Source organism: Sanguibacter sp. Leaf3 (genome assembly GCF_001425965.1).
In the GTDB taxonomy this organism is placed as follows: domain Bacteria; phylum Actinomycetota; class Actinomycetes; order Actinomycetales; family Cellulomonadaceae; genus Sanguibacter; species Sanguibacter inulinus.
In genome coordinates, this window is record NZ_LMRH01000001.1 from 1585913 (window position 1) to 1597675 (window position 11763).

The following is an 11763-nucleotide window of genomic DNA, read 5'->3' on the forward strand; positions in this document are numbered from 1 at the left end:
TGGTCCCGCCGACACACGACGGACGTGGCACCCTACTGGTGTGCGAAACAGAGAGTTCTGGGACCTGGTGGACGAGGTGTTCGGCCGTGGGTACGGGCGGACGCTGGCTGACGACCAGATGCTCACCGCCCTCGGAGACCGCACAGCGGCCCAGGCGATCGAGGCCGGTGTCGAGCCGCGGGTGGTGTGGCACGCGCTGTGCGACGCCATGGACGTGCCCGACGAGCGCCGCTGGGGGCACGACAGGTTCCGGCAGGCACCGCCGCCGCGCTGACAGGTCCCGACGGGCGCTGACGGTCGCCGACGGGCGCTGACGGCACCGCCGCCGCGCTGACGGGCGCTGACGGGCGCCGTCGGTCAGCATCCGCAGACACGCCGGGGCCGCACTGGATCTTCGAACAGATGTTCGGTTATCGTTGTCCGCAGGGCGCCTCTTCTGATGCGTCGTCCACAGGTCCGCACGGCCGAGAGGTCGTTGTCAGTGGGTGGACGTAGCGTCCTCACCAACGACAGGCACCACACCGAGCGGGCTACCGCTCACAGACGGAGAGGCGGCAGACATGCCCGCACCAGCAGACCGCGAGAAGGCCCTCGAGGCGGCGCTCGCACAGATCGACCGGAACTTCGGCAAGGGCTCGATCATGCGGCTCGGCGAAGAAGGCCGCGCCCCCGTCGAGGTCATCCCGACCGGCTCGATCGCGCTGGACATCGCACTCGGCATCGGTGGGCTCCCGCGCGGCCGCGTCGTGGAGATCTACGGCCCCGAGTCGAGCGGTAAGACGACGGTCGCCCTCCACGCCGTCGCGAGCGCCCAGCGCAACGGTGGCATCGCCGCCTTCATCGACGCCGAGCACGCTCTTGACCCCGACTACGCGAAGAAGCTCGGCGTCGACACCGACGCGCTGCTGGTCTCGCAGCCGGACACCGGAGAGCAGGCCCTCGAGATCGCCGACATGCTGATCCGCTCCGGTGCGATCGACATCATCGTCATCGACTCTGTCGCGGCCCTCGTGCCCAAGGCTGAGATCGAGGGCGAGATGGGTGACAGCCACGTCGGTCTGCAGGCTCGCCTCATGTCGCAGGCGCTCCGCAAGATCACCGGTGCGCTCAGCTCCTCAGGGACCACCGCGGTGTTCATCAACCAGCTGCGCGAGAAGATCGGCGTGATGTTCGGCTCGCCCGAGACGACCACAGGTGGAAAGGCGCTGAAGTTCTACGCCTCGGTCCGCCTGGACATCCGACGCATCGAGACCCTCAAGGAGGGCACCGAGCCCGTCGGCAACAGGACCCGCGTCAAGGTCGTCAAGAACAAGATGGCCCCGCCGTTCAAGCAGGCTGAGTTCGACATCCTCTACGGTCACGGCATCTCCCGCGAGGGTGGGCTGATCGACATGGGTGTCGAGCACGGCTTCGTCCGCAAGTCCGGCTCGTGGTTCACCTACGACGGCGACCAGCTCGGGCAGGGCAAGGAGAACGCCCGCACCTTCCTCAAGGACAACCCCGACCTCGCCAACGAGCTCGAGAAGCGCATCAAGGAGAAGCTCGGCGTGGGCGCTCAGGTCGACGCCCCGGCCGTCCCAGCGCCGATCGACGCAGCGCCCGCCAAGGCTGCTGCCAAGGGGAAGAAGAGCGACTCCTGAGTCGCTCGACAGGCTCGCAGAGGCCGCAGACCGCTCCTGGGGAAGAGGAGAGGGCTGCGGTCTCTGCGCTGTCCCACGCCGAGAAGATCGAGAGCGCTCGCAACCGTGCGCTCAAGATCCTCACCGCCACGGCCAAGAGCAGGCACCAGCTCGAAGAGCGGCTGCTGAAGGCCGGGGAAGAACCTGAGATCGTCACCGAGCTGCTCGACAGGCTCGAGAACGTCGGGCTCCTCGACGACGCCCAGCTGGCGGCCATGATCGTCCGGACGCGGTTCTCCGAGCGTGGCCAGACGCGGCGTGCTATCGCCCAGGAGCTCCGCCGCAAGGGGATCGACGGGGAGGTCGCCGAGGAGGCTCTCGCGCAGGTGGACGACGCCGACGAGGCCGGTGCAGCCGTCGAGGTCGCCCGCAAGAAGCTCCGGCAGACCGCGTCGCTCGACCGCCCTGTGCGTATCCGTCGGGCTCTCGGAGCCCTCGGACGCAAGGGCTACTCCTCAGGTGTCGCGATGCAGGCGATCCAGAGCGTGCTCGCCGAGGAGCCGGCGATCCCGGACGACGGCGGGTCGACGGAGGACGATCTCGGCGACACGGGCCCTGGAGACGACTGGATCTAGCGGCGGTCGGTGATGATGGGACCCGCGCCCGTCCGAGGTGCCCGCCCAACCTCGAAGGAGTGCCCCGCCGTGACCGGTGCAGAGCTCGGAGTCGTCCTCGCGCTGCTCCTCACCTGCCTGGTCGCGCTCCTGCTCGTCCAGACCGCCCGTCGCGAGGCAGCGGCGGTCCGTGCCCGGGCAGCTGACGACGTCGCGGACCTGCGTGCCGACAGCCGCCGCAGGGACGAAGAGTCCAGGGCGCGGGTCGACGAGGTCCGAGCACTCGAGAAGGACCTCGTTGCTCGCCGTGCACGGCTCGAGGCTGCCGAGGCGCGGCACCAGGACCAGGTCCTCTCCGCCGCCGGAGCGGCCCGGCTCGCCTCGGAGGAGCTCGCCGGTCGTCAGGCCGAGGTCGAGCGAGAGCTCGAGAGCGCTGCTGGCCTGAGCCGGGAGGACGCGCTCGCCAGGCTCACCGACGTACTCCGGACGCAGGCCACCCGCCAGGCGGAGGCGACCGTCCGCACGGCGGAGGCCTCGGCGCGGCGCACGGCGGACCAGACCGCGCGACGCATCGTCGCCGCTGCCGTGCAACGCCTGAGCGTCCCCACCAGCTCGGCAGTCGCGGTGACCCTCGTCCCGCTGCCCTCGGACGACCTCCGCGGTCGGATCATCGGACGGGAAGGACGCAACATCCGGACCTTCGAGGCTGTCACCGGGGTCAACCTCCTCGTCGACGACGACTCGTCCACAGTCCAGCTCTCGTCCTTCGACCCCGAGCGCAGAGAGGTCGCGCACGCGACCCTCCAGATGCTCTTCGACGACGGGCGGATCCACCCGCAGCGCATCGAGTCCGCCTACGCCCTCGCCCTCGCCGGGAGCGACGACCGCGCTGTCGCGGCCGGGCACGACGCCGCCGAGCGCGCCGGGGTGCTACGCCTGCCCCACGACCTCGTGGTCGTCGTCGGTGCGCTCCGGCTCCGGACCTCCTACGGCCAGGACGTCCTCGAGCACAGCGTCGAGGCTGCTCTCGTCGCGGCTGCCCTGGCGGCCGAGCTCGGGGCGGACGTCGAGGTCGCGCGGCGCGCCGCGTTCCTCCACGACATCGGCAAGGCCCGCAGCCTCACGGCTGGCGGTACCCACGCGGCTGCGGGTGCGGACCTGCTGCGTGATGCGGGGGAGTCCGCCGAGGTGGTCAACGCTGTCGCCGCCCACCACGGCGAGGTCGCTGCCGAGACCGTCGAGGCCGTCCTGGTCCAGGCGGCCGACGCGAGCTCGGCGGCGCGGCCCGGTGCACGCCGTGACGAGCTCGAACGGTACGTCGAACGGATGGAGCGGCTCGAGGGTCTCGCCGCAGCGCACCACGGGGTCGTGCGCGCCCTCGCCCTGGCGAGCGGCCACGAGCTCAGGGTGGTCGTCGAGCCGGCAGCCGTCCCCGACGCCGACCTGCCCGGCCTGGCCCGCGAGATCGCCCGAGACATCGAGGCTGCGCTGAGCTTCCCCGGGGAGATCTCGATCACCGTGGTCCGTGAGCTCCGCGCGCACGCGACCGCCGGCTGATCCCAGCCCGCCGACCTTGGGCACGGCCTGTCAGGGGCTCCAGAGTCGTCAGCCGATGCCTCGCGCGGGTCGTAAACTGGGGCCGATGTCATCGAACACCCTGCCGCTCGACGCGCTGACCCAGACCCCGTCGGACACCGGCCACGAGACCCCCCGGACCTACGTCGTCCGTACCCTCGGGTGCCAGATGAACGTCCACGACTCCGAGCACATGTCCGGCATGCTCGAGCAGGCCGGCTACAGCCGCGCGACCCCCGAGGCGGCGTCCCGGGACGAGGCCGACGTCGTCGTCATCAACACCTGCGCGGTCCGCGAGAACGCCGCGACCCGCCTCTACGGCAACCTCGGCCAGCTGGCAGGGGTCAAGAGCAGGCGTCCTGGGATGCAGATCGCCGTGGGCGGCTGCCTCGCGCAGAAAGACCGGTCCACGATCGTCGAGCGTGCTCCGTGGGTCGACGTCGTCTTCGGCACCCACAACCTCGATGCGTTGCCGGTGCTCCTCGAGAGGGCTCGGCACAACGAGGCCGCGCAGGTCGAGATCGCCGAGTCGCTCCAGGTGTTCCCGTCCACGCTGCCCACCCGCCGAGAGTCCGTGTACGCGGGATGGGTGTCGATCTCCGTCGGCTGCAACAACACCTGCACCTTCTGCATCGTGCCCCACCTGCGGGGCAAGGAGCGGGACAGGCGTCCGGGCCAGGTGCTCGCCGAGGTCGAGGCGCTCGTCGCGCAGGGCGCCATCGAGGTGACGCTGCTGGGCCAGAACGTCAACAGCTACGGCGTCGAGTTCGGAGACCGCGGCGCGTTCGCGCACCTGCTGCGGGCGTGCGGGCAGATCGACGGTCTCGAGCGGGTGCGCTTCACCTCCCCGCACCCCGCGGCCTTCACCGACGACGTCATCGAGGCGATGGCGCAGACGCCGAACGTCATGCCGCAGCTGCACATGCCCCTCCAGGCCGGGTCCGACAGGATCTTGCGCGCCATGCGCCGTTCGTACAGGTCCGACAAGTTCCTCGGGATCTTGGACCGCGTCCGTGCCGCGATGCCTGAGGCGGCGATCACGACAGACCTCATCGTCGGCTTCCCGGGGGAGACCGAAGAGGACTTCCGCGAGACGCTGCGTGTGGTCGAGGCGAGCCGTTTTGCCTCGGCCTTCACCTTCCAGTACTCACCGCGCCCCGGTACCCCCGCCGCGACGCTCGAGGACCAGGTGCCGAAGGAGGTCGTCCAGGAGCGCTACGAGAGGCTCATGGCGCTCCAGGACTCGGTCTCCGCGAGCGAGAGCGCGCGGCAGGTGGGCCGCACCGTCGAGGTCCTGGTCGCCGAGGGTGCGGGACGCAAGGACGGCGCGACGCACAGGCTCACCGGGCGTGCCCAGGACAACCGCCTCGTGCACCTCGCCGTCCCCGCTCACCTGACCCACGCCCTGCGGGACGGACCGACAGCGCCGGTCGACGACCCGCGCCTGAGCGAGAGCATCGATCCGGAGCTTCCTCGTCCCGGCGACGTCGTCACCGTCCAGGTCACGGGGTCTGCGCCCTACCACCTGGTCGCCGACTCGGTCCTCGCTGGAGAGCAGCCCGTCGGGCACGACGGGGTGACCTCGGCCGGTGGCCGGGTCTACGCGGTCCGTCGCACCCGGTCTGGCGACGCGTGGGCGGCTCGCGAGCGAGCCAGGGCCGGGCTCGGAGACGACGCGCACTCGCACGGCGACGCGGCCGCACCGGCAGGTGGGCCCGTGGTCCTCGGGATGCCCGTCCTGCGCCGCAGCTGACGCGGTCCGACCGGCACCGTGCACGTCAGCGGGTCGACCGCTGTCATGCTCCGTCGTTCGCGAGCTCGGTGGTTGACGTGCTCAGCCGTCGTCGTGCTCAGTCGTCGTCGACGGGGCCGTCGTTGTCGTCCATGTCGCCGTCGTCCTCGTAGACCTGCGGCCTGAGCGATGCGGCGACCGAGGCGAACAGCTGGAGAGAGTTCCCGAGGCCACCTGCGAGGGTCTCGTCGATCTGGTCCTGCGTCGCTCCAGGGCCGAAGTCGACCGAGTGCTCGGTGTACAGCGACAGGGCTCCGTTCTCACGGCGCACGTAGGCCTTCGGCCAGATCCTGTCCCTGTTCCAGTCGTTGACGATCTGCAGCGTGGCCACCCGGTTCGACTCGGCGAGAGGGCGGTGCCAGCGGCCGCGCACCTGGATGATGTCCTTGTCGACGCCCAGGAGCATGAACCAGAAGCGGTTGCCGTCCCACGTCCCGGTGATGTCACCGTCTTCGTCGAGCCGGAAGGTGTACCCGCGCGACCCGAGGTACGACGCCAGCCTGTCGCGGGTGACCGTCGTCGGGACGTCGAGCAGGTTCGCGCTGGTCTCTTCGGCGGGGAGCGGGCCGGTCCGTTGGCGCGGGACGGCGTCGGGCAGCACGGACAGCAGCCTCGACAGCCACGCGCGACGCGGCGCAGGGGTGCTCATGGGGCCGCCTTCGCAGGGTCGGGGTAGTGGGCGTCGAGGGAGTCGAAGAGCATCGCGGCCGTGCTGAGCCCGCAGCTGAGCAGCCTGTCGAGCTGTTCGTCGGTCGCACCGTGCTCGAGGTCGACCGACATCTCGGCGTAGACCTGGATCATGCCGTTGTCGCGCACCCGGAAGTACGCCTTGGGCCAGATGCGGTCGGTGTTCCACTCGTTGCAGAGGTCGAGGACCTCTTCGATCCGCTCGATGCTGATCTCACGGTTCCACTGGCCACGGACCTGGAGGATCTCGGAGCGGGACCCGAAGATGAGGAAGTAGAAGAGCCGAGAGTGCCACAGCCCTCCGACGTCCCCGTCCGAGTCGATGAAGTACGAATAGCCGTAGTCGCTGATCCACTCGATGACGCGTGCCCGTGTGACAGGGCGGACGCCGTGGACCTGGTCGAGACCTGTCGCTGCACCGAGCTCGCGGGCGATGACCGCTTCGACGTCGAGACGCAGCTGCTCGTCGTCCCTGTCAGCCCCGCCGACGGCGGCCTGGGCCTCGTGAGAGGCGTGCGTGCCGGAGAGGCCACCCGTCCTGCGGTGACGCCGGTCCTTGAAGAGCCCCATCGGTCCAGCCTACAGCCGGTCCTGGGACCCGCGTCCGCTCGGCGGCCTACGGTCAGGTGGTTGACGTACGGTGACACGATGCACGCCATCCTCGCTCGTCTCACGCTGTCTCCGGTGCTGCTCCCCGGTGCGTCAGGACGCACGGACGTGTCCGCGCGGGCTCGCGCGGTCGTCGTCGCCCGGATCACCTCGCTGCTCGAGGAGGCAGGACTCAGCAGGCTCGGGGCGGGCGCGGAGGCCGACCACCCCCACGTGCTCGTCGTCGCGCCTGCCCGTCGGCCGATGATCGCTGTCGACGCACAGCCCGACTTCGGCGCTCTCGGGCTCGAGACCTCCAGCGCTCCCGGCGGGCCAGGCTCCGGCGTCGGCGGTGGTTCGCCGGCCCTCGACGTGAGGCCGACCGTCGACGTGAGGCCGACCCTCGACGTGACCGCGACCGTCGCCGTCACGCTGCTGAGGCTGGCGGGCTGGCACGGGGCCGTCGAGACCATCGAGGTCGCCGGGTCCGCCGACGACGGTGCGGACGGTGCCCTCGACGCTCTCGAGGCCGTGGTGTCGGCAAGGCTCCCAGGGCGCAGGCTGGTGCTGCTCGCGACGGGGTCGGACGAGGCCGAGCTGCCCGCCGGTGCGCGACCCGCGCTCGCCGCAGCGCACGCGAGGGTCCGCACGCTGGGCGACCGGCTGGGTGTCGCGCGGGTCAGCACGGACGCTCTGGTCGACTGAGCCTGTTCCAGCGCCCAGCGCCCAGCGCCCAGCGCCCAGCGCCCAGCGCCCCTGCGCCCAGCGGCACGCAGGCTTCCCTCGAGTCTCTGAGCGGCTGCTCAGAGCGACAGGCGTCGGACCAGGTCCTCGGCCTCGGACGTCCGGCCCAGTGCTGTCAGCACCTCGACCAGCTCGCCCGTGACCTCAGCACGGGGCGCTGTCGACCGCACCATGGCGAAGCCCTCCGCTGCTGACTCGAGGAGCCAGACGGCGTCCTCGAGGCGGCCCTCGGCGCGGTCGAGCCGACCGGCGAGCCAGAAGGCGTGGGCGGCGTCCTCGACCATCCCGAGCTCGGCGAAGGCCTCGGCAGCGGTCCTGGCTGCTGCCGTGGCCTCGTCGGTCTGGCCTGCGGAGGCCTGCGCACGAGCGAGGGTGTCGAGCAGCTGGGCGTGCTCCGCCGCGAGGACCGTCGCGCGACGCGCTCGGGTCGTGGCCTCGTCGGCCATCTCGGCCTCCGCGGCCCCCGCGACGGCCTGGACCGCTCCGCGCGCCGCAGCCGTCTCGATCTCTGCGGCAGCCACGAGCGGCCCGAGGACGGACACGGCCGTCGGCACGGCGCCGACAGACACGCAGACCCGTGCGTAGGCCCTGGCGACAGGTCCTGTGTACTCGATGCCCGTCTCGGCGCGGGCGAGCAGCGCGAGGGCCTCGCGGAACGAGGACTCGGCCCCCTCGTCGTCTCCGAGCGAGCTGGCCAGGGCTGCTGCCTCGGCCAGGGCGAACCCGGCAGCCTCCGGCTCGTCGATCGCCTCGAACATCTCAGCCGCCTGCGCGTACAGCCGCGCGGCGCTGACGGTCTCGCCCCGCGCTGTCGAGCTCTCGGCGGCCGAGACCAGCGCGTCGGGTCCGACACCGGCGCGGCCAGCGGTCTGGTCTCGCGACGGCTCAGCCGATGGCACGGTGGACGGAGCGCCTGCAGGCGCTCCGTCGTGCTCGGTCTCGTCCAGCAGGTATCCGGGCACGTCGCCCGCACCTGTGCCATGGTCTGCGCCCACGGGCGACCCTGTCGACCCCGTCGGTGCGGCAGCGGCCGCGGAGCCCGCGGGCGTGTCAGGCGCACCGGAGCCTGCGACCTCGTCCCGTCCAGCAGGCAGGTCGCCGCCCCGTCCCGCGGGCAGGTCCGCGCCGTGGCCTGTGAGCACGCTGAGGTCGACGCGGAGCTCGCTGTGCTCACCCGACCAGGCGCGCAGCACACGCTCGGTCGAGGCGCTGGTGCCACCCCGCCTGTCGAAGGCGGCGGCGAGCGCGAGGGCTTCTCCGTGCATCCAGTCGTCGAGCTCGGCGACTGTCGTCGCCGGGACCCCTGGGTACGAGACGGCCCGCAGCGGGTGGTGCCGTCGCAGGACGCTGACCCCGGTCCCGGCGTGCAGCAAGAACGAGAGCCTGTCGGCTGGGGTCTCGGCCTTCGTGAGCAGCCCGGCGGACCTGTCGAGGAATCTCCAGGCCGCAGAGTGGTTGCCCGACCGTGCGAGGAGCTGGACGTGTCGCCCCTGCGCCCCCGCAAGCTCACCGCTCGTCGGCAGGCTCTGCAGGCCGTGCCGGTGCGCCCTGGCCGCGCCCTCGGCGTCCCCGACCTCGAGATAGGCGAGCTGGAGCTGGGAGAGCCTGTCCGCCGGCTCGGAGTGGCACGAGGCCGACGTGGCCTCGGCGGACTCCAGCAGGCGGATGCCCTCCTCGTAGCGGCCAGCCTCGAAGAGGTAGGCGGTGCGGTCGCCCGGCTCGCAGGCCGGGCACTGCGAGAAGTCGTCACGCTCGGTCGTGATCCACCGCTCGTAGGCGGCCGGCAGCTCGTCGTCGCCGAGCAGGTGGTGCCACTGGAAGGTGAGGTGGTTGACGGCGCTCATCCCGTTGCCCGCCAGCTGGTAGCGGCGACGCATGTCGTCGAGCGTCGAGGTGATCTGCGCGGCCGGGATGGCCGGGAACTCCATGAGGTTGCCGACCATCCACTTGAACGACCAGAACAGGGAGTGCACGTCGTGCTGGTCGAACAGCTCGGGGTGCTCGTCCCACAGCCTCACGGACTGGGTGAACGGGAGGTACGCCTTCTCGACCTCGTCGGAGAAGGCGTAGGACTCGGTGAGGGCGAACAGCGCGAAGGCGCGTGCCTCCTGCGGGCCCTCGGTGGTGACCTCGCGGACGAGCGCCGCGGCCACCTCGTTGCGAGCCGAGCCGAAGGGCAGGTCACGGGCCTTCATGATCGCGCGGTTCATGTCGTCGAGCTGGCGTGCCATCAGGCTGCGCCCCCGTCCAGGTGGTCGTGGCGCTCCGGGTCTCGCGGCGCGGCGGCGCTGCGCATCAGGGTCGAGAGCGCATCGGTCATGAGGTTCGCCTCGTGGGCGGGCAGCGGGCGGCCGGACTGCAGCAGCGCCGTGACGTACAGCGCCTGGGCACCAGCCTCGCGGACCACCCGGTCAGCGACGTCGAGCACGTCGCGCACGGCAGGGTTGGCGTCGTTGAGCACGAGCCGGCGTCGGTGCTGCGGCTTGGAGAACTGCCCGAGGACGCCGCCCCACAGGTCGGCAGCCTCGGACACCGTCGAGGTGACCTCCTGCTCGTGGTCTGCGTCGCGGTCGTCGAGGAGCATCGACGGGATCTGCGCAGGCTCGAAGGTCCGCAGGTCCACGTCGCACCCGCCTGCTGCGAGGACCTCACGGATGCTCACGAGAGCGTCGGTCGTCTCGAGGGCACGCAGCGGCTCGAGGGGGAGCAGCACCTGGGAGACGTCCGAGGCCGAGACCGGCATGACGGTCCACGACGGCCTGCGGGTGCGCACGCGCTCGAGGAGGTCGGCGTCGTAGACGTACCCGGCGTTGACGACGGGGAGGTCCTGGGCGTGCGCGACAGGCGCGATCCGCCGGTATCCCTCGACCGTCGGTGTGAAGTGGATCTGGCCGTAGCGCTCGTGGATCTCGGCGAGGGTCGCCTGGCCCGTCGTGCACTCGAAGGGCAGCACCTCGACGGCCAGGTCGAGCATGTCGTCGTCGACGAGGGCCAGGGCGCGCACCGCGAGGTGGTGCACGGCGAGGAGCTGGGCCGAGCCCGCGTCGCGCAGCGCGAGGGTCTCGAGGGTCCACCGGCGGATCCGGGCGCCGAGAGCGTCACGGGTGGCGAGCAGCACGTCGTCCTCGTACAGGCCCTCCCGCGAGGCTGTCGGGCGCACCGCGGTGGTGTTGACGACGCAGCGCACGAAGAAGGCCCACGGCGGCAGCAGCTCGTCGACCTTGGTGCCCAGCAGCATCCGCTTGAGGTAGACCCTGTGGGCGCTGCTCGTCGTGGGGGACACCGCCGTCGGCAGCACGAAGGCCACGCCGCTCAGCCCGGCGAGCGGCAGGTCGAGGTCGATCGAGGCGAGCGGCGTGAACCCGAGGGCCGACTCGCAGTACGACCTCAGGGCGAGCTCCCGCGCTCGGGGGGTCTCGTAGGTCTGCTCCCACGGGAGCACGGGCTCGCTGAGGGAGCGGGACCGGACCGAGCCGTCAGCGCCCTCGACCTCGAGCAGCAGCTCGACGGGCAGGAGCGAGCCGTAGTCGGCGGCGAGGGCCGCCACGGTCTCGGGCTCGAGCCAGTGCTCGAGGTCTCGGCGCGGCGCGAGACGCACCGTGCTGCCCGGCTGCTCAGGTCTCCTCGGGTCGTCGTCGGAGAGCTCGACCAGCGTGTACCGCCCGTCCGCGTGACCTGTCCACCGCACGGCCGGGGCCTGGGGGTGACGGGCCGAGTGCGAGACGAGCTCGATCTCGTCGGCGACCATGAAGGCCGACAGCAGCCCGATGCCGAACTGCCCCAAGAACTGCTCGCGGCCCGTGCCCATCTCCAGGTCGCGCTTGGAGCTGCGCCCGATGGTCGCGAGGAGCTCTTCGGCCTCGGCCAAGGTCAGCCCCACACCGGTGTCGGTCACCTCGAGGCTGCCGTCGGGACGGCAGCGCAGGGTGACCCGGGGGGTGGTCGCCCCCGGACCCGCCGACGACGGGTCTCCAGGGGACGAGACGCCGGGGGACGAGGCACCCACCTCGGCCAGCGCCGTGATGGCGTCGGTCCCGTTCTGCAAGAGCTCCCTGAGGTACACCCGAGGGCTGCTGTAGAGGTGGCGGGCGAGGAGGTCGACGATCCCGCCGAGGTCGACCTGGAAGGTCTGGCTCATGCGCGG

The 11763-nt window shown here is 71.5% G+C and carries 10 protein-coding genes; 6 read left to right on the top strand and 4 right to left on the bottom strand.

Annotated features, from left to right (window positions below):
• The first annotated feature begins 40 nt into the window (after positions 1-40).
• The 5 genes from ASG53_RS06850 to miaB all read left to right on the top strand — a co-directional run bounded on the left by ASG53_RS06850 (position 41) and on the right by miaB (position 5561).
• Positions 41-274 carry a DUF3046 domain-containing protein gene (locus ASG53_RS06850; protein ID WP_056130105.1) on the top strand — a complete coding sequence of 78 codons (234 nt, stop codon included), beginning with the start codon at positions 41-43 and terminating at the stop codon, positions 272-274.
• A 286-nt stretch (positions 275-560) separates the two neighbouring features.
• The gene (gene recA / locus ASG53_RS06855; RefSeq protein WP_056130109.1) at positions 561-1640 is read left to right on the top strand and encodes a recombinase RecA; all 1080 of its coding nucleotides are present in this window, start codon (positions 561-563) and stop codon (positions 1638-1640) included.
• 86 nt (positions 1641-1726) lie between these two features.
• Positions 1727-2254, top strand: coding sequence for a regulatory protein RecX (locus ASG53_RS20090; protein WP_373367334.1), 528 nt, complete (start codon positions 1727-1729; stop codon positions 2252-2254).
• A 69-nt stretch (positions 2255-2323) separates the two neighbouring features.
• Positions 2324-3790 carry an Rnase Y domain-containing protein gene (locus ASG53_RS06865; RefSeq protein ID WP_056130113.1) on the top strand — a complete coding sequence of 489 codons (1467 nt, stop codon included), beginning with the start codon at positions 2324-2326 and terminating at the stop codon, positions 3788-3790.
• 85 nt (positions 3791-3875) lie between these two features.
• Positions 3876-5561, top strand: a complete 1686-nt coding sequence (gene miaB, locus ASG53_RS06870) for a tRNA (N6-isopentenyl adenosine(37)-C2)-methylthiotransferase MiaB (RefSeq protein WP_056130116.1) — start codon at positions 3876-3878, stop codon at positions 5559-5561.
• A 97-nt stretch (positions 5562-5658) separates the two neighbouring features.
• On the opposite strand, the gene ASG53_RS06875 is transcribed toward miaB, so the two are convergent.
• Together ASG53_RS06875 and ASG53_RS06880 are read right to left on the bottom strand one after the other, a co-directional pair.
• The gene (locus ASG53_RS06875) at positions 5659-6249 is read right to left on the bottom strand and encodes a YbjN domain-containing protein (protein WP_056130118.1); all 591 of its coding nucleotides are present in this window, start codon (positions 6247-6249) and stop codon (positions 5659-5661) included.
• Entirely contained in the window at positions 6246-6857 is a 612-nt protein-coding gene (locus tag ASG53_RS06880; protein ID WP_056130120.1) for a YbjN domain-containing protein, read from the bottom strand. The genes ASG53_RS06875 and ASG53_RS06880 overlap by 4 nt, the downstream gene beginning before the upstream one ends.
• 78 nt (positions 6858-6935) lie before the next feature.
• On the opposite strand from ASG53_RS06880, the gene ASG53_RS06885 reads away from it, so the two are divergent.
• Complete coding sequence (locus ASG53_RS06885; RefSeq protein ID WP_156382686.1) at positions 6936-7580, top strand: hypothetical protein; 645 nt, start codon at positions 6936-6938, stop codon at positions 7578-7580.
• 98 nt (positions 7581-7678) lie between these two features.
• On the opposite strand, the gene ASG53_RS06890 is transcribed toward ASG53_RS06885, so the two are convergent.
• Complete coding sequence (locus ASG53_RS06890; protein ID WP_056130126.1) at positions 7679-9850, bottom strand: hypothetical protein; 2172 nt, start codon at positions 9848-9850, stop codon at positions 7679-7681.
• The gene (locus ASG53_RS06895) at positions 9850-11757 is read right to left on the bottom strand and encodes an HSP90 family protein (protein WP_056130129.1); all 1908 of its coding nucleotides are present in this window, start codon (positions 11755-11757) and stop codon (positions 9850-9852) included. The genes ASG53_RS06890 and ASG53_RS06895 overlap by 1 nt, the downstream gene beginning before the upstream one ends.
• Positions 11758-11763 lie beyond the last annotated feature (6 nt).